Genomic DNA, 20,175 nt, shown 5'->3' on the forward strand with positions numbered 1-20,175 from the left:
GAGGACATCCTTGAGGAAGAGAAACGGACACTAAATATCGGAGAAAAACGTAGAAGAAGCGGAAGGCTAAGACTTCGCTCGGCGGGCGGAAAGGAAACGCTCAATGCCGAGTGCCTTGCGGAAGCGGAACAGCACCGCACCGTACACCGGCACCAGCAGCACCACGTACACGATGACACCCAGCACGCTCTGACCCAAAACGGCCAAAGACGCTAGAGCACACGCCGTCGGAACAGCCGCGCCCAAGAAGAGCGAAGGAGCCATCTCACGGACCGAAGCGCGAATACCCACCAAACGGAATACCTGGTAGCTCGCCAGGAAGGTATCAATCAGCAGAGCCGATGCCCACGCCGTCACTGCACCGTACAGGCCCCAAACCGGAACCAGCGTGAAGTTCAAAGTCACAGCCACCACCAGCGAGGAGAGCTTGTTCAACAGCTGCCAGCGGCTCTTACCGCTCATCAGCAGAACAGACTGCACGCCACCGGCACTCATCGACAGCATCGCCGCCGGGCAAATCACCCAGAGGATACCGGCGCCAGCCTCAAAGCCCTTACCGAAGAAATGCAACAGCACGGGACCAAAGAACGCCAGGGAGAGGTAGAACGGCCACGACAGAGCAGTCAATACACGAGTGGTCGACAAGAAAATCTCTCGAGCACGGTCCAGCTGACGGGTCGCCAACGCCGCACTAATCGACGGGCCAGTCACCACACGACCGGTGTGTTCAATCATGGTGCCCACACGAACACAACGGTTCACAGCACCATAGATACCACCGGCAGCGGCACCCAAGAACGCCGTCACCACCAGCACGTCAATCCACTCCAGGATCGTCTCCACAACGGTAGCGACACCGCGTGCAGAGCTGAAACCCCAGAACGAACGGAACGTCTCAGTCGGAGAATCCTCAGAAGGAAGAACCTCCACATGCTCCTCGTTGGGGAACGCCCGCTCCAAAAGCCACAAAGCAACCACCGCAGTAATTGCCACCGGAACAGTCCATGCATACACCAGATCCATGAGCTGGCCCGAGAACAGAACCACCAAACCCACAGCCGCAAAACGCAGAGTAGGAAGCAGAACATTCTGCAAGACCGTAAAGGTCACCACTCGGTGCAGACCACGCAGCGCGCCGAAGAACACCGTCATCAGCGCCGCAACCAGAACGAAAGCCGAACTGACGCGCATAGCCGACTGATATTCAGGAGCCATCGGCACAACCTCGGTGTAGATGTACACACCCGCCACCAGAAGCACCGAAGTCATCAGCGCAGGAATCAGACCGTACCGAATCAGCTGCGGCAACACGCCGTAACGACCCAGCGCACGCTGAGCGCTCATCGTACGAACTAGACCCGTATCCGCGCCGAAGGTCACCAGCGAAATCGCAATCGCGAACAACGCCATCAGACGGAAAAACTCGCCCGAACCCTCAGCACCAATACCATTCGACACCACCATCGTGGTCACGAACGCGATACCGGCACCGTACATCACGCACAGAGAAGCGAGAGAACCGCTCTTCGCGAGGCTGGGCTGCTTACCCTTCGTAGGAGCCTTCTTCGCTGGAGCATCCTTCGCTGAGGCACTATCGGTCTGTGCCTTCGAATCGGCAGACTCAACAGTAGCTGATGCCGTCCTGCGAGAACCGGGCAGATGAGCGCCCACCACAGTGGCAGAGCTTGCCTCCGAAGAACCAGCAGTCGAAGTACCCGAAGAACTCGCTTCCAAAGAATCGGAGAGCGACTTCTCAGGAGCAAAGCCCTGAGCGGGAGGCACAATCGACAGCGCCGTGGTCGCAGGAAAACGACCGGAACGGATGTCATCCACCGTGGGAGCAAACTCATCAGCAGAAGACTCTGCCTGAGAATCAGACTGTTCCACTACCGGATCCACATACTCGCCGCTCTCACGCAGACGCGCACGACGGCTAGGATGACCACCCATCGAATACGCATCATCAAAAGACGAAACCGAAGCGGTATCTAAACCACGAGGGGACTGATCCTTCGTCATAGCCCCTCACCATCCCGAATGGAACGCATGCACGCCATCGAAGCGAGCATCAGAATCGTCAGCTGAGCAATATCGAAGCTGTAGAAAATAAAGACAACGCAGCACGCCATCGGCACACTATGCAACCAGTACCCGGAGGAGGTCTTCACTCGTGCGCCGCTTGCCACAGTGCACATCATGAAGAGTGCGAATAGTGCCAGACCTACGAAACCGAAGCAGAACATCAAAGTCCACAGGTAACCCTGGGTACCCATCGACACACCAATGCTCGGTTCCATGCGCGGAGTGCCATAACCGATAATCGGGGACTCCAAGGTCGCATTCCAGGTAGCACGGTAGAGCGCCGCACGACCGCCGGTCGAGTCAGAGTAATCCTGACGGCCCAGAATATTGTCCACAGTACCCGAAGCGAAAAGTGCCACGATGACAGCCGCAATCGCTGCAACACCCATGCCTACAGCACGCCAATTAGCTGCCAGGAACTGACGCAGCAAAACATATGCTGCGCTAATACCCAGACCAATAAACATGCCGCGGTTACTAGTCGCAATTGCCGGAACAGTAGAAAGAGCCATACCGATGAGCAACGCAACGCGCAGCCAGATGGAACGCAGACGCAACAGGCACGCCAGCATCACCGGGGTGAGCAGGGTGTACGCCAGACCCCAACTATTCGCGTAGGGGAACGGTGCGGAGGGGCGAATATACGCCTCAGGTGCACCCCACGGGCGCTGAACCTCCGCCAGAGGAGGAAGCATATAGTCACGCACCAGCGGGTTCTGCATGAAACCAGAAGGCATGATGAAGCTCATCGGGGTACGCAGACGGAACTCGGGGAAGAGAACGCCGCCATAACCCAGTACAATGAGGGTCACCCACAGAGTCGCCAGACCACCCAACAACCTGTTGAGGCTAATAGAGGAGCGCGCGTTGTAGTAGTACAGGGCGTAAATGCCGGCGCTGAGAATGTTCACAAAGCGCAGACCCCAACCAATCATGTCGGTGGAACGGGTCAGAGCAAGTGCCGCAACAACAACCCATACGCAGAATGCGCCCCACACCCACAGGGAACCGGGCACACGCACATTACCTCGAATGATGAGGTAAAAAAGCATGATCGCTGCCAGTACCAGCGGCGCAATCTGAAGCAGCCCCAGAGCCCACAGCGCCGGGAAGCCATACAGCAACGCCAGCAGAGGCCATGCGGGGAGCTTCTTCTGCGCTGTCGACATCGGACGGATGCGCGCGCGGGCACGCAGAATACCGCTGGGCGGCGTACTAGCCGACCCTGCGGAATCCTTCAGCGCAACAGGCGAAGCACCCGGATGAGAAAGAACGGAAGAGGAAACCATGTCTGTGCGATACCTGGTTAGAGACCTCGACCGGTCTTCTGGACGAGATCAAGAAGCGTAGCGGGCTTAATAATGCCGGTGGATACAACGTATGCTGCCCAAGCACGAAGCTGCTTGGGGTCACGGCGCAGAGCGGAGCGAGCGTACGCGCGCGCCTCCTTGTTGTTGCCCAAAGACGCCTGAGCGTACGCAATCTGACCGGCAATACGTGCCAGGCCCTTGGGGTCCTGCTCAAATTCGGGGAACTTACGCAGAATGTAGCTCAGACCGTCAACCATGGACTGCCACTTGCCAGAGAAGAAGGAAGGACGGTCCCAGAGCACCAGAATCAGCGGCTCGGGCACGCTCAGCACATCGCCGTGGCGGGTTGCGCGTAGCAGCAGGTCGTAGTCTTCACCGTAGGCGGCGGGCAACTCCTCATCGACCAGACCGATGCGGGCGGGCTGACCGTCAACGCCGAGCAGATCCTCGCGGGAGTACAGCATTGCGGAGGGGTGAATTTCGGTAATGCGCGAACGCAGGAAGTCAGCGAAGGTCGCGCGCTCGGGCGCCAGGCGCACGATGTCCTGACCGCCGGAACGCACGGTAATACCCGAAGAGATAGCGGCTGCTTCGGGGTTTTCGCGCCAGAGAGCAACCTGCTGGGTGAGCTTGGAAGGCATCCAGTAGTCGTCATCATCGCAGAAGCCAATCATCTCACCACTGGAGGCGATGATGCCGCTATTGCGGCCGCCAGCCAGACCGCCGGAACGGGTATTGGAGACAATCTTCAGGGCACGGTTTTCGCCGACCTCAATATCCTCGAGGCGGTCGGGCTCAACACGGTCAAAGACGACAACAACTTCAACGAAACCGCGGTAGCTCTGCTCAAGGATAGAGCGGACAGCCACGCGCAGCAGCTCGGGGCGCTTGCCGTTGGTCGCGATAACGGCGGAAACAGCAGGGTTGCGAGAGGTGAAGTGCATCATTGGGATTCTCCTTACTCAGCGGGGGTCGCGAGGCTAACGTACTTGCGACGCATGGACAGCAGGACGGTTGCGGCATTAGCCAGCAGAAGCAGCGCGTAGACGATGACGAATACGGGGCCGAAGCCAACAAAAATGTAAATCCAGCAGAGGGTGCCAGCGTCCATGTGCAGGTTGATGAAGGAGCGCAGGGGGCCACCGGTGGGCGGTGCTGCGGTCTTGCGGTTGTTGCGCAGCTGTTCAGCCAGAATCTGGCTCATGAAGTGACCGGCGGTCAGAGCGGTGAAAATCATGGGCATCGCAATGATCCAGCCGTTGAAAGCGCTAGAGCCGGTGAAGGAATAGTGTGCCGGGTACAGCAGGAAAGAGAGCAGAGTTGCCATGTGCACCGAGGGCACACGGATGGAATCGACCACATGGTCGAGCCACTCACCGGCGGGGGAGGACGCACCGGTCACGCGAGCAACCTGACCGTCAGCAGAGTCCAGGCCGTAACCGAGGGCGAAGAGTAGTGCAACGCAGATACCTACACCAACGCTGGGCGGGCACGTAATCAGAACGACGAGGCCTGCTGCGGAACATGCGGCGGAAATAGCGGTGACGCCGTTGGGGGTGATGCCCAGTGCGACAGCTGCCGCAGCGAAGTAGCGTGCTACTCGGCGGTTGACCCAGCGGGTGTAGGCGGGAACGCCAATGCCAGGCTTCTGCGCTGCTTCAAGAGAGCGCAGGGTGTGAGAAAACTTCGCAGAAAATCCCGATGCGGGCGCGGAGTTTGGGGTGTGAGGTGCCTCAGAGGTGGACATGCACATTCCTTTTAATCGGTGAGAGGAGTGAAGGAGAGTGAATTACTCCCTTTCGGGGCGGTTGCGAGAAAGTCCGGAAGTCCCGCACGCGAAAAAAGAGGTGGTTGGTCCCTTTTTCACATACACCACTATATAGATATTTTACAACGAGATAAAGTGCGACAGGGGGCGTGTGGTCAGGGTCAACAATTGTGTCGCAAAAAGCCGCTGACAATGCTCTATAGTGCAGATTGGCGGGTTTCTGCGAGCAGGGTAGGAGCCTAACAAACCGGGGGTATCGACGCCTTCATCCTGTGAATTATGGTTTTAGAATTCATATCTGAACATTGTGCTGAGATACACATAACAGAAACACAAATAACAGGAATAAATGATGCAAAAAACACAGAAAAACGGGTAGCACACGCAAATGGGGTTTGATTTCCTGAATCATTCAGAAAATCAAACCCCATTTAGCTGAGATTGTCTAGAAGGTATTAGTTCCTTCGAGCCTGCATCGGAACGCGGGTTCCGACTCCGTTATTGACGATGCGTCGCTCGCCCCGGTCGGCTGCCGCGTTGTTCGCGTTATCGACCATGGGCTGCTCAGCAACCGGCGCCTTAGCAGTTGCCTGCAGGTCGAAGCTTACATTCGGGCGAACGTTACGTCGACTAATGCCCGGGTGAACCTCAACTGCGATGAGGTTCTCGCCAACCTTCAGCTTGGACGCCGGAACGGTGAAGGTCACCGGAGTCTTCTGAGCCTTAGCGGTATCAATCGAGCTCGATGCAACCGCGCTATTCCACAGTTTGCCCCTGATGTTGAAGTTGGAACGGCCAACCTCTTCCCCGTTGACACCCACCGCAATAGCGTCATCCGCGTAGGTGGTCAGCACCAGGTCGCGGCTCGCCTGCTCACGAGTGAGCTGGATGGTGGTGTAGGCGTAGATATTTTGGCGGTTACGCACAAGCGGAACATGAACGGAGGTGTTGAGGTTACCGGTGCCGACACCAATCGGGGTCTTGCCGGTCTGCCATGCTTCCTGCGCGATATCTTCCAAGGTGAAGTGGAAGTTGTACTTCCAACCGTACTTACGGTTAGGAGCCTGACTGGAGACCATGTACTTCCACTCGGACGCGTAGGGCAGAACAATCTGGTCCTTAGCGGCCTCGTCCTTAGGATTCTCTTCCTTCGGGTCCTCGGGCTTGGGATCGGCAGGCTTCGGGTCCTCGGGCTTGGGCTCCTCAGTCTTCGGGTCCGGATCCTGGGCCTTCGGCGCCTCAGTAGTTGCTTCTGCACTCGGGGTAGCGCTTGCCGAAGCACTGGGGTCAGCAGTAGCGGTCGGATCAGCACTTGCCGTCGGATCAGCGGTAGGAGTCTCGGTCGCGGTCTCCGTGGGGGTAGGAGTCGGGCGAACCGGAGCTACCTGAACCGGAGTGGAGGCAGAGTAGTTATCCGAGCTGTCCGCAGCGCGTACAAAGTAACGTGCGTTATCGGTGTGGTCAATCTCGAACTTCGTACCCGAAGTACTAGCGATGACTCGGTCATCACGCAGAATCTGGTAGCGGACACTATCGGTATCCTGCACAGCGTCCCAGGTCAGAACGTCCTTATCGTCCTTCAGCTCTACCTTCAGGTTCTGCGGGGTAGCCGGAGGGGTCACATCGCGAGCCTCAAAGCGCGCAAAACCGACGGTATCCTGGGTGCCGTGAACACCTAGCGAACGGTGAATATCGCCGCCAACCCACAGAGTGCCCTTAGAATCAACGAAAGACTCCCAGATACCGAAGCCGTGGTCACCCTTAATAGCGGGGGAGAACTCCGGCAGCATCTTACCGCTGTCCTTATCGAACGCAGCAACCAGCTTGATCGAATGAATCACGCTTGAACCGCTCACCGGGAACGGCTTATTACGCGAATCCTGGTAGAGGAAGTCACCGCAGTGGCAGGCACCATAAATGGTGTTGCCGTTCAGATGCAAATCCTGGAAATCTCCACCATCACGGGTAATTGCAGTGTAGGTGGGGCTCAGGGATGCCTTGTCGTAACGAGAAATAAGGTGCTCAGTACCACCCACCCAGACGCCGGTACCGGCATCCTGAACGTCGAACTGGAAACCCCAAATCTTGGTTTCGCTACGCAGATCAGAGACATTAGCGCCGGTAGGAATCTCAGAGTGCTGGTACACCCACGGACTACCCTTCTGCATGTTCTGAGTAATATCAGCCACGCGGTAGGCAAGACCGCCGTTGAGCCAGGTGAAGTAACCGGCGACGTAAACGTGAGAGTTATCAGCGGAGGCGCTAATACCGTTGACAGTACCGTTGAACACCTGGCGCCAGTTACGGTCTATACTCACAATACCGGGCACGCCGTTAGAAGGTTCGCCCAACTTAAAACGGGCAATATTGCGTGAATACGCAGCACCCGCCTTTTCACTTTCATAAACGTGGGTAAAGGTGCCACCAATGTATACGTAGTCACCCTGACGATGGATGGTCTTCACCATCATGGGCTCGGTGAGAATACGATCTTCGACTCTAACCTGGGCCCATTCAGGGGCAATTTCACCGGTCGTGGCATCAACAACGACGAAGCTCTCATGCTTCTTACCGTTAACCAGGGTAAAGGCGCCACCAACCGCTAGACGGTTATTCGGCAGAGCCTCAACAGCCTTCACCTGACCATTAACAGTCAGCTTGAAGTCGCGGCGCAACTCGCCGGTTTCCGGGTCAAAAGCAGCAATATTAGATTGCGCAACATGCTCACCGGTAGAGGACTCAAGGTACTCGAAGTCGCCGCCAATAAACACGCTGGAGGTGCCGTTGCCGTGATTGACCTCGGTGATGGCCTCAACATAGGTGTTCATCTCGGTGGTTTTACGGGAGGCGGTCTTAGCACTGGTGCGCCAGCGCCAATCCGCCGAACGGCTACTGGGCAGGGCACGACGAGCGCTCGCCTGAGTACCGGAATCCGGGATAGCGCCCAGATGCAAATCGTTCTGGGTCAGCTTCGGGCGCAGGAACATCTGGGTGTAACCGAATGAGGTTTCACCCCTACCGTCCTTACCGTAAATGTAAGAGTTCTGAGCGTCGGTCATCGCCGGCTCAGAGCCATCCTGCCCAATGGGGGCGTTCGCACCGTAACGGAAACCCATACGGTAATCCTGCGAAGCCAACTCATCAAATATCAAAGCCTTGAAGCCGTTATTCTGGCCACGCAGAATGTGGTCTTCCCAGGTGTTGTTAGTCCAGTACTTGCGGCCCTCGTCGTTATAGGAAGAGAACTCCTCAGGGTTGGTGACGGTCGCATTCGACCAGACAGCGCTCGAACGCAGAGCCCAGGTCCATTCGGAGGTCTGGCGGCGATCCACCGTCGCCTCCTGCCACTTGGTGCCCGAAGTGTTCAGGGCGCGGCGGAAACGGTAACCATCGGGCAGCTGATCGGGACGAACACCATTAAGTAGCTGAGAAATAGTGGTACCCGAAAGCTGAATCGGGGTCTTCGCTGCGGGCAGGGAGCTCAGCGCCTTACCCTGCTCAAGCGTCAAACCGGACGATGCGGGTGCGGCATCGCTGTAGAGCTGAGACGTATCGCCCTGACCCTCGTAGTTTTCAGTCCAGCCGTCGCGACCCTCACCAATCTTGACCCAGCCGCCGCCATCAGTTTCCTGATCACAGTAGAACTGCGTCGGCTGGCTCATCGCGGGAGTGTACAGCCAGTATGCGCCGCTCTTTGCCTCGGGGTTAGCCTGCTTGGCTTCCCAACAGCTGGCGGCAGCACGCTCGGAGGTCGTGCCATTGTAGAAAGCAGAGTCCCTTTTTTCCGCAGTCTGTTCGACAGCGGTACTCGGCGTAATAGCGGGGATAGCTACGGGCAAAGCCAAAGCCGTAGCAATGCTCAAGCAAAGAGTTGAGCGGGTTATAGCAGAACGAGAAAAGCCTGAGCCCGTCATGCCAAAGTGGGCTTTCATAATATCTCCAAATGAATGCCAAGAAATGTTATCGAGTGCGCATCAACATTAATGCGCGATGGACGACAATGCGCGGTTTCCAGAGAATCATAGCTGGAAACCGGCATCTTTAATTAGACCCTAGCAATCAGGATTGTTCGGGAAGTCGTGGGTTGCGATCTTCCACTGACCATCGACCTGAACGAGGGTGTAGATATTGAGTGAACGCTTGGGAGAATTGTCATCCTTTACAGGCTGATTATTCTCGTCGTAGATCTTCACGGAGGAAGAATCCATGCATACTTCCAGCATGCGTGCGGGCTGGCCCTTGTACTGAGTTTCAGCCATACGGGGGTTACCCACTACAGTGGAAGAACCTTCATAGTGCCAGCCTGCCAGTGCGTATTCGGAAGCCTGCACAGCAAACTCAGCGGCAGCGGAGTCTACCGCTACGGCCTCGATGGAACGAATCGTCTCATCATCGAGAACAGCGCGGGCCTGCTCAACGTTCTGCTGCTCAGCCTCTTCGTCGCTACTCGGATCAGCGGTGCGTTCCGGGGAAGGCGCAGCAGAAGGAGCCGCCTTAATCTTGGTCAGAATGTTTTCGTAGGAATTGACCAGCTCGGTGGTTTTCTTAACTTCTTCAGTGTCCACGGGCACGGAAGAAGCCTTCTTCATTTCCTCCGAACCAGTGTAAATCTCTTCAAGCTTCTGGCCATCAGAAGAAGTAGCCTCAGCATCCGCCTTGGGGGATGCGTCGCCCGAAGCTTCAGAGGAGGCTTCAGCGGTGCCATGCTCGGAAACCTGGGGAGAGGTGCTCGAGGACTGAGCGGAAGAAGCGTGCCCAGAAGCGGAAACGCTGGCGGATGCAGAAGCCGAAGAAGAGCTGTCGGAGCTCGGGTTTTCAGTAGCGCAAGCGCTCAGAACCAGAGCAGATACTGCAAGGGTGCCCAAGGTGCCCAGAAGGCGGGACCGGGAGGGCTGCTTGAAGAATGCTGACATAGGAAGCCTCTTTAGTGGTTGGAGTGAGATTGACTATTTCCGGAAGATAATACCTTGCACGATGACAAAGCACCTAAAGGCTAACACGCAAAGCTGGGAGAATACTTGGACTCGCAAAAATAACGTTTTTATAAATGATGAGAATAGGCCCTAAATAATGCTCTATTTCGGGTCGAATAGAGGGTAAATATATATCTCTGAATGAAAAAACCTTCATGTAAATGAATGAAATAGATTCACAATGTGCAAAAAAGTCCCGGGCTGGTTATGGACCAGCCCGGGACAATAGGGCGAACATCACTAAAATTCTTTGTCACAAAAGCGCATATCGCCCTGATGAGGGGTTATGATGCCTGGACAGCCTCGGTACTTGCCGAATAGTTATCCGCAGTATCTACCGCGCGCACATAATAACGGGCGCCATCGCGGTGATCTACCGAATAGCTCGTACCCGTAACCGTCGCAATAGGACGATCATCGCGCAGAATCTGGTACTTCACATTACGTTCGGAAATACCCGACCAAGTCAGCTGATCCTTGGAGCCGTTCTTCGTCACCTTCAGATTGCTCGGAGTAGCCGGAGGCGCCACATCGCGAGGCGCATAACGAGCGAAGCCAATAGTCGGCTGCACACCATTAGCACCCAGCGACTTACGGATATCGCCACCAACCCACAGCGTGCCGGTCGAATCCACGAAGGACTCCCACACACCATAGCCGTAGGCGCCGTTCATAATCGGAGCCCACTCCGGTAGCACCTGGCCGGTATCCTTATCGAACGCTGCGACCAAACGAATCGTCTGGGCGTCCGTAGCGTTCACCCACTCCGAATCAACCTTGGTTGCACCCTGGTAGATGAAGTCACCGCAGTGGCACGCGCCGTAAATGGTATTGCCATTCAGGTGCAGATCCTGGAAATCGCCACCCTCGCGAGTAATCGCGCTGTAGGTGCGGCGCATGCTCGACTTTTCGTAACGGCTAATCATATGTTCGGTGCCACCCAGCCAGACGGAGGAACCAGCGTCCTGAACATCGAACTGGAAACCCCACATCTTACGCTCGTTCTTCAAATCCCAGGTCTGGGCACTAGAAGGAACGTACGAGGGCTCATGAGTCCAGTCGCCGCCGCTCTGGCGGGGATTGGTAATGTTGGCGATACGGAATGCCTCACCACCGTTAAGCTGCGTGAAGTAGCCGGCCACGTACACGTGGCTGTTACCCTCGGAAGCGCTCACACCGTTAACAGTGCCGTTAAAGACCGGACGCCAGTTCCAATCCACCTCACCATTGCTCAACTTAATGCGAGCCAGGTTCCTCGAGTACGCGTAGGTCGGGGAGGTCTGACCCTTCAAATGAGTGAATGAACCACCAATGTACAGGTAGCCGTCACGCACGTGCAGGGTCTTAATCTGAACCGGAACAGAAGCAATACGGCTGACCACACGGATATCCCAGTCCTTAGCCACCTGACCGGTCTTCGGATCCAGAAGCACGAAACCGTTATAGTACTCGCCGTTCACCTGGTCGAAAGAACCACCCACGGCAAGCAGGCCATTCGGTAGAGCCTCAACCGACTTCACCTGACCGTTAATCTTCGGGCGGAAAGACCGGCGTAGCTCGCCGGTACCTACCTCGTAACCCGCGAGGAAGGCCTGCTCGACCTTCTCGCCGCTTGCGGACTCAACGTACGCGAAATCGCCACCGGTAAAGACAGCGCCACCAACCTCGGTAATCGCCTCAACCTGGGTGTTCATTTCACCCTTCTTGCCGGTACCGGTGTCAGTACTCGTACGCCACTTCCACTTCTCAGAGTAGCTATTGGGCAGTGCACGGCGGCTACTTGCCGGAGCACCCTGCTGGCCGTAAGCGTGCAGACCCTTAGCCGCCAAATCGTTCTGAGTCACCTTCGGGCGCAAGAACATCTGAGTGAACACCAGGGGGGTGGTCGAATCATTTGCCGGGCGGTAGATATAGGAAGAAGTCCTATTCAACAGGTAATCCTGGAACCAACCCGTAATCTTAGCGCGCGAGCCATAGGTAAAGCCCAGCTTATAACCCTGCGAAGGCTTCTCCACGAAGTGCAGGGAACGGAAATCGTCCGAATAGTCGTAACGGAAGATATTGCCCGCCGTCTTCTCCTGACGGTAGTAGTTGTAACCACGGTACTGTCGCGGATGAGTAATCGAAATGTTCGACCAGTACATCGTTGAGCGAAGGGTCCAAGACCACTCGGTGCTCGCGGCACGCGTAGCCTTAAAATCCTGCCATGCGGTACCATTCACGTTCATGGCGCGATGGAAACGCACGCCGTCAGGCAAATCCTGCGGATGGGTGCCGTTCAGCAGCGCGTTCACCGTCTGGCCCGGCAACTGCACCGCATCAAAACCAGTGGGATTCTGGTGAAGCTGCTTAGCATCGCCACGACCGTTGTAGTTCTCGGTCCAGCTCTCACGACCGCGGCCAATCATGACCCAGCCGCCGCCGTCAGTTTCCTGATCACAATAGAACTGCTCAGGAGTGCTCATCTGCGGGGTGTACAGCCAGTACGCGCCGCTCTTACCCCGCGGATTATTCTGCTTAACTTCCCAACAGCTTGCTGCTGCGCGCTCACTCGACGAACCGTCATAGTAGCGAGCATCAGCAGCCTGAGCCCCCGAAGCAATCGGGCCCAAAGAAGCCGCAACCATCGCAAAAGAAGCAGCCGCAGCACCCAAAGCGCGGGAACCAGCACGAGAAGCTACTCGAGAGCCCTCAGAAGCGGACGAAGCAGCGCCCTGCGAACGCCCTCCACGCGCGAACGGAAGAAAATTCATTATGTCTCTCCTAGAGACCTCAACCGGTACACAACAGAAAAATGCAATTCACACAGCAACACCCACCCAACACAGGGCACAGCATAGTAACCATGCATCGGGGAGGGAAGAAGCGTTATGAACTGCACTAACAGAGAGTCTGCTGCCGGAATCAGTGAGTGTAGTTATCGGAAATTGAATGAATACGCCCCGCCCCTCACGCACGAAGCCAACAACGGCAACGCACCCGTAAGAAACAGAACGCTAAAAAATCTGTGAAGCTTCCCCTGTCGTACCAACAGTGAAAAAACACCACAGACCAAGATTCAGCCCATCATCGGAAGGATGGAAGCAACCCATCCGACGCAATGAATCCCAACCCATCATAGCCGCCGCAGAGGCGAAGCGATAGCAAACTGGGCAACTTGGGCTAAACCAAAACTATAGGGGGTATACACCCCGGGTGCGCCACCGCCTGATTCGAACCCCGCAAACCCAGCAGAGCCCAAATCAGGCGGCGGCTCAAAGAAACTAGATCAACAACCTGACCTAAGCCTGAGCAGCTCCTGTAGAAGCTGAGAAATTCTCAGATGCATCGATGGAACGCACGTAGTAGCGAGCGCCATCGGTGTGCTCAACTTCGTAGCTGGTACCCGAGACCGTAGCAATCACACGGTCATCACGTAGCACCTGGTAGCGAGTACCGCTCTCACGAACGCCAGACCAGGACAGCTTATCGGTCGAACCATCACGCTGAACCGACAGGTTCGACGGAGTCGAGGGGGCGGTCACATCGCGAGAAGCAAAGCGAGCGAAACCGACAGTGCGCTGCTCACCATTAGCACCCAGCGAACGGTTAATGTCGCCACCAACCCACAGATTGCCGCGAGAATCCACGAAGGACTCCCAGACACCGTAGCCGCTAGCGCCCTTCAGAACCGGGCTGAACTCACCGATAACCTCGCCGCTGTCCTTATCGAACGCTGCGACCAGGCGCATACGGTGAACTGCCTTCGACTCCTTCCAGTAGGTGTGGTAACCGGTAGAGCCCTCAAAGAGTACGTCACCGCAGTGGCATGCACCGTAAATGGTGTTACCGCTCAAGTGCAGATCCTGCCAGTCGCCACCGTACTTAGAAATCGACGAAGAAATACGGCCGTAACCATTCTTCGAGTAGTTCGCAATCAGGTGGTCAGCACCGCCAGTCCACACAGTCGAGCCGGCATCCTGAACATCGAACTGGAACGCGTACACAATACGGTCAGTAATGTTCAGCTTCAACGACGGCTCCCACTCCCACTTAATGTTCGAAGCGTTAGAACCATTCAAAGCAGCCAGACGGAACGCACGCTGGTTATTCAGCTCAGTGAAGTAACCCGCAGCGTGAACAGTGGAATTATCCGAGGCGGCAGTAATGCCGTTGACCGTACCGTTGAAGTTCGGGCGCCAGTTCCAATCCACCTCGCCGTTCGAAAGCTTAATACGAGCGGCACCACGCGAGTAAGCGTACGCCTTAGAAGTATTGCCCTTCACGTGGGTGAAGTTACCGCCAATATACAGGTAACCGTCCTGAACCAGCAGAGTCTTCACCTGTGCGGCATCGCCATTGCGACGCTGAATCTGAAGGTCCCAGGTGCGGTCAATCTGACCGGTGGTCGCGTCCAGAATGACGAAGTGGTTAACCTTCTCGCCATTCACCTCGGTAAATTCGCCGCCAACTGCCAGGCGGTTATTCGGCAGAGCCTCAAGAGCCTTAATCTGGCCGTTGAAAGTCGGGCGGAAGGAACGAACCAGCTCACCCGAATCCACGTTGTAACCAGCCAGGTACGACTGATCAACGCGCTCGCCGCCAGCCGACTCCACATACTTGAAGTCGCCACCGGTGAAGACGGTGTCGCCTACCTGAGTAATAGCCTGAACGTAAGTGTTCATCTCGTTCTTCTTGCCGGTGCCAGTCTGTTCACTGGTGCGCCAACGAACGGGCATCGTGTAGCTATTGGGCAGAGCACGACGGTTGCTGGCGGCAGAGCCAGAACCAATCTGCGAGAAGTTCAAGTCACGCTGAGTCAGCTTCGGGCGCAGGAACACCTGAGTGAAGGGGATAGAGTAACCGAAGGAACCGCGCTTGTGGTAAATATACGAATCAGAATTCTCATTACCGAAGTTCACCAGTGCACCGTACGCAAAACCAATCTGGTAGCCCTGGTTCGGGTTCGCGAAGAAACGAACAGAGCTGGTGGTAATGCCCGGAGCCATCTCCGAAGCGGAACCGCCCATATGAGCGGTGCGGTTAATGCCGGCGCCGGTGAACTTCACGGTGCCCCAACGCTGACCGTAGCTCATCGCCCAGGTCCACTGCTCAGTCTGAGGACGCTGAACATAAACGTTCTGCCACTGGGTTCCCCTCGCATTGTGAGCACGGCGCAGGCGCATGCCGTCGGGAAGGTCCTGAGGCTTAACGCCGTTCAGCAGCGCATCGACAGTGTTTGCGGGAAGCTGGACCGGAGTAAAAGCGGCAGGACCGGTGGGGTTCTGGTGCAGTTGATTCGGGTCGCCGGTGCCGTTGTAAGACTCGGTCCAACCCTCACGACCGCGACCAATCATGACCCAGCCGCCGCCATCAGTTTCCTGATCGCAGTAGAACTGCGCCGGGCCGCTCATCTGCGGGGTGTACAGCCAGTAAGTGCCAGAGGAGGCAGAAGGATTAACCTGCTTGACCTCGTAACAGGAAGCAGCTGCTTTATCGCTGCTGGAACCGTCATGGGTTCCGGTCGCAGCCGAGGCGGGAGTAGTAGGAGTAAGAGGTGCCGCAGTGAAAGCGGTACCAAAAGCGAGTGCGAAAGCGGCCCACTTTTTAGCAGACCATGAATGGACATGGCGCTTTTCAGCGGGTTTGTTCGTGTATGTGGTTGTCATATGCGTCTTTCTGATGCGACGTTCCGGAAGAAACATCGAAAGATACGGTGAATTTAGCGCACTAGAAAAACCGCAGTAAATACTGAAAACCTGAGGTTGGTTGGAAGAGGTAAACAGAATCCGGAAGGGGATATACTGTCTGGTTTTTCTGTAAGCGTTAATGATTAGGGTACAGGATGAAGCTGTGAAAATAATGGTGCACAAAGTGCAAAGATGCCCGTGAGTGTGTGATTTACGCCCCATGCGATGAACGTTGTGGCACAGGAACAGACACGGAAGAAAACCATACTCAAGTATCACCCACGAAAGCGACAATCGAGTGCAAAAAGGAATATATTCCATCGCAGAAGAACACCAGAGAAAAATGCCAGAAAAAGCAGACTAGCCCTACAATGGAAAAGCTGCATAAAACACACCCAAAACACATATAAAGCACCGTGAAATAAAGGCAAATTCACTCGGACACCCCCAACCGGCACCGCCCAATACCGACCATCCATAGCAGCCCTCCACCAGCTCAACCGCTGCAGGCGAAGACCCCAGATTCAGGAGAACCCGTGAGCACCACCCGAAAAGCTACCGCACAGCCCCTCGAGGCACCCCTGCACCCCCTCCTGAACACCCTCAACCAACTCAGCAGCTGGGCCGCAATCCGCACCGCCGCCTCCGCACAGCCCACCGAACGCAGCGCACGCACCCTCATCGGCGCCGTCGCCGGAACCCACGCCGCGCTCATTGCAGACATCTCCACTGCAGTACGTGATACCACCGCTGAAGCGCTCAGTCTCATCGTCGCCCCCACCGACCGTCAAGCAGAAGACCTCGCCGCAGCCCTGCGCTCCTACCTGCCCGCCGCAGACATTGCGCTCTTCCCCGCCTGGGAAACCCTGCCCCACGAACGCCTCTCACCGCGCTCCGATACTGTCGGCCGCCGCCTGCAGGTACTGCGCGCCATGACCGGGGACGCGGCTAAACGCCCCCAAGTCGTTATCGCACCCGTACGCGCCGTCATCCAGCCCATCGTCACCGGCATCGAAAAGCTCGAACCCGTGCACCTGGTCCGCGGCAAAGAATACCCCTTCAAAGATGTGGTGCGCGGCCTCAACGACGCCGCATACTCCCGCGTAGACCTGGTCGCCAAGCGCGGCGAATACGCCGTACGAGGCGGCATCATCGACGTCTTCCCGCCCACCGCAACTACCCCCGTACGTCTCGAATTCTTTGGTGACGAACTCGACGAAATGCGCCACTTCTCTGTCGCTGACCAGCGCACCCTCAGCGGGGGAGAGGAGCTCACCGAACTCACCCTGCTGCCCTGCCGCGAACTGCTCATTACCCCCGAGGTCATGAGCCGCGCCGCACGCCTGAAAGCCGACTACCCGGCAGCCGCAACCATGCTCGAAAAGATTGCCGGCGGAATCTACGTCGAAGGCATGGAATCACTCACCCCGCTACTCATCGAATCCATGAACACCCTCACCGAGCTACTGCCGGCTGGGTCCATGATTATCAACGTCGAACCCGAACGCGTGCGTGCCCGCGCCGAAGACCTCGTCGCCACCAACGAAGAATTCCTCGCCGCCGCCTGGGACACTGCCGCGGAAGCAGACGCCGTCTCGCCCATCGACCTGGGCCAGTTGCGTATGAGCGACAGCGGATTCCGCACCATCGACCAAACCACCACACAGGCACTCGAAGCCAAACTCAGCTGGTGGGAAATCACCGAACTCGTCACCGACGCAGACCTGCTCGAAGACGCCGTCGCAGGCGCACTCGAAAACCAGAGCATCGCTGACGCCATCGAAGATGGCATCGACACCTACACCGTCAACGCCACCCCCGCAACCGCATTCAACGGTTCCGTCGAACGCATGCTCAGCCAGGTCGGCGACCTCATCCAGCAACAGTGGACTGTCCTCGCCCTCACCAACGGCCGCGGCTCCACTGACCGCCTCATCGACCTCTTCCATTCCGGCGAAGGGACACCCGCCGTACCCGCAGCCCGCCGAACCAGCCTCGAAGCCGACCCCGCCGGGGACCTCGAACACGGCATCGTTGAGGTCTGCGAGGCACCTGCCTCCGCAGGCTTCCTCATCGAGGAGGCGAAGCTCGCTGTCTTCACCGAAGCCGAACTGCTCGGACGCCGCGGTACCTACGCACCCCGAGGCGCCGCAGGACAGAAATTCAAGACACGCCGCCGCCGCAATGCGGTTGACCCGCTCGCGCTGAACCCCGGCGACTACGTGGTGCACGAACGCCACGGCATCGGCAGGTTCGTCGAGATGACCTCCCGCCCGGTGGCGGGCGCCTCCCCGGTCAACGGCGTGCAGCCCATGAAGGAATACCTGGTCATCGAGTACGCCCCCGCCAAGCGCGGCGGCGCGCCCGACCGTCTCTTTGTGCCCTCGGATCAGCTGGACCTCATCTCCAATTACGTGGGTGGCGAGAATCCGAGTCTGTCCAAGATGGGCGGCAGCGACTGGGCGAAGACCAAGTCCCGCGCCCGTAAGGCAGTCAAGGAAATCGCCGCCGACCTGGTGAAACTCTACTCGGCACGCCAGGCCTCGCGCGGTCACGCCTTCGCCGCAGACACCCCCTGGCAGCGAGAGCTGGAGGAGTCCTTCCCCTACAACGAGACTCCCGACCAGCTCACCGCCATCCACGAGGTAAAGGAGGACATGGAGAAAGAAATCCCCATGGACCGCCTCATTTCCGGCGATGTGGGCTTCGGCAAAACCGAGGTCGCCGTACGTGCCGCATTCAAGGCGGTGCAGGACGGCAAACAGGTTGCCGTGCTCGTACCCACGACCCTGCTCGCGCAGCAGCACTACGAGACGTTCAGCGAGCGCTTCTCGGGATTCCCCGTGAAGATTCGTGTGCTATCCCGCTTCCAGAAGGCGAAGGAAACCCGCCAGATTACCGAAGAAATCGCATCCGGCGCGGTGGACGTGGTGATCGGTACCCACCGCATCCTCTCGGATAGCGTGGTATTCAAGGACCTGGGCCTGGTCATCATTGACGAGGAACAGCGCTTTGGCGTGGAGCACAAGGAAAAGCTCAAGCAGATGCGCACCAACGTGGACGTGCTCGCCATGAGTGCAACCCCGATTCCGCGCACCCTGGAAATGTCGCTAACCGGTATTCGCGAGACCTCCACCCTTGCCACCGCGCCGGAGGAACGCCACCCCGTGCTGACCTTCGTCGGTCCGCGAACCGACAGCCAGATTACTGCCGCAATCCGCCGCGAGCTCATGCGCGAAGGACAGGTGTTCTTCGTGCACAACCGCGTGGCTGACATCGACGATGTTGCCGCCGAAATCGGCAAGCTCGTGCCGGAGGCGCGCATCGCCACCGCCCACGGCCGCATGAGTGAATCGCGCCTGGAACAGATTATTGTGGACTTCTGGGAGCGCCGCTTTGACGTGCTGGTGTGCACCACCATCGTGGAGACCGGCCTGGATATTTCGAACGCGAACACCCTCATTGTCGACCACGCCCAGAACTACGGTCTGAGCCAGCTACACCAGCTGCGTGGCCGAGTGGGCCGTGGCCGCGAGCGCGCCTACGCCTACTTCCTGTACCCGGTGGATAAGACCCTCGGTGAGATTGCGCACGAGCGTCTGAAGGCTGTGGCGACCCATAATGAGCTGGGTGCTGGCCTGCAGCTTGCGATGAAGGACCTGGAGATTCGTGGTGCCGGTAACCTGCTCGGTGGCGAACAGTCCGGCCATATTGCCGGTGTCGGTTTTGACCTGTACCTGCGCCTGGTCGGCGAGGCGGTCGCAAACTACCGCGGCGAGAAGGAAGAGCGCGAGGTCGAGACGAAGATTGACCTGCCCGTCAACGCGCATATTCCGCACACCTACATTGATTCTGAGCGTCTGCGCCTGCAGGCGTACCGTCAGATTGCTGCCGCCGATACCGAAGAGAAGATTGCGGAGGCACGCGAGGAACTGGTCGACCGTTACGGCGAGCTGCCGGAGGCGGTAGAGAACCTGCTTGCCGTGGCGACGGTGCGTATGCACGCCCGTGCCGCCGGTATTCATGAGCTGGTGGTGTTGGGCCCGAAGGTTCGCGTGGTGACCGCTACGCCGCTGCCGGAGTCCCGCCAGATGCGTCTGAAGCGCGTGTACCCTGGCTCCACCCACGCCCAGCCGAAGGGTATGGACACCTGGCTGACGCTGGTTCCGCGCCCGAAGACCATGCCGGTGGGCGGTAAGGACCTGGTGGACGGAGCGATGCTGCAGTGGGCTGAGAAGTTCATTAACTCGATTTACTCGGAGAAGCCGCAGGCTCTCGAGGAGTAGAGACATACAGGGGTAGGCGCCGCCCAGTCATATCGGGCTGCCGAACCATGATGCCGAACCATGAAGATGCTCGCCGTGCAGATTGCC

The 20,175-nt window shown here is 57.5% G+C and carries 9 protein-coding genes; 1 reads left to right on the forward strand and 8 read right to left on the reverse strand.

From position 1 onward, the window contains the following. Positions 1–66 precede the first annotated feature (66 nt). The 8 genes from HMPREF2836_RS09380 to HMPREF2836_RS00820 all read right to left on the reverse strand — a co-directional run bounded on the left by HMPREF2836_RS09380 (position 67) and on the right by HMPREF2836_RS00820 (position 15,781). Positions 67–2,019: a lipopolysaccharide biosynthesis protein gene (locus HMPREF2836_RS09380; RefSeq protein WP_005506968.1), complete on the reverse strand. Its 1,953-nt coding sequence runs from the start codon at positions 2,017–2,019 to the stop codon at positions 67–69. Beyond that, the gene (locus HMPREF2836_RS00790) at positions 2,016–3,371 is read right to left on the reverse strand and encodes an O-antigen ligase family protein (protein WP_070616760.1); all 1,356 of its coding nucleotides are present in this window, start codon (positions 3,369–3,371) and stop codon (positions 2,016–2,018) included. Before HMPREF2836_RS00790 ends, HMPREF2836_RS09380 begins: the two co-directional genes overlap by 4 nt. Positions 3,372–3,388: 17 nt before the next feature. Further along, entirely contained in the window at positions 3,389–4,339 is a 951-nt protein-coding gene (locus HMPREF2836_RS00795) for a glycosyltransferase family 2 protein (protein WP_005506972.1), read from the reverse strand. Between the two features lie 11 nt (positions 4,340–4,350). Further along, the gene (locus HMPREF2836_RS00800) at positions 4,351–5,139 is read right to left on the reverse strand and encodes a CDP-alcohol phosphatidyltransferase family protein (RefSeq protein WP_070616762.1); all 789 of its coding nucleotides are present in this window, start codon (positions 5,137–5,139) and stop codon (positions 4,351–4,353) included. A 476-nt stretch (positions 5,140–5,615) separates the two neighbouring features. Then, the gene (locus tag HMPREF2836_RS00805; RefSeq protein ID WP_246822787.1) at positions 5,616–9,023 is read right to left on the reverse strand and encodes a fibrinogen-like YCDxxxxGGGW domain-containing protein; all 3,408 of its coding nucleotides are present in this window, start codon (positions 9,021–9,023) and stop codon (positions 5,616–5,618) included. 189 nt (positions 9,024–9,212) lie between these two features. After that, complete coding sequence (locus tag HMPREF2836_RS00810) at positions 9,213–10,073, reverse strand: hypothetical protein (protein ID WP_070616766.1); 861 nt, start codon at positions 10,071–10,073, stop codon at positions 9,213–9,215. 344 nt (positions 10,074–10,417) lie between these two features. Continuing rightward, positions 10,418–12,886, reverse strand: coding sequence for a fibrinogen-like YCDxxxxGGGW domain-containing protein (locus HMPREF2836_RS00815; RefSeq protein WP_070616767.1), 2,469 nt, complete (start codon positions 12,884–12,886; stop codon positions 10,418–10,420). 528 nt (positions 12,887–13,414) lie between these two features. Next, a complete protein-coding gene (locus HMPREF2836_RS00820) occupies positions 13,415–15,781 on the reverse strand; it encodes a fibrinogen-like YCDxxxxGGGW domain-containing protein (protein ID WP_049355948.1) in 2,367 nt (788 codons plus the stop codon). Positions 15,782–16,338: 557 nt separating this feature from the next. On the opposite strand from HMPREF2836_RS00820, the gene mfd reads away from it, so the two are divergent. Beyond that, positions 16,339–20,088 carry a transcription-repair coupling factor gene (gene mfd, locus HMPREF2836_RS00825; protein ID WP_070629060.1) on the forward strand — a complete coding sequence of 1,250 codons (3,750 nt, stop codon included), beginning with the start codon at positions 16,339–16,341 and terminating at the stop codon, positions 20,086–20,088. Positions 20,089–20,175 lie beyond the last annotated feature (87 nt).

The sequence above is a fragment of the Rothia sp. HMSC065C12 genome, from assembly GCF_001812085.1.
GTDB lineage: Bacteria > Actinomycetota > Actinomycetes > Actinomycetales > Micrococcaceae > Rothia > Rothia mucilaginosa.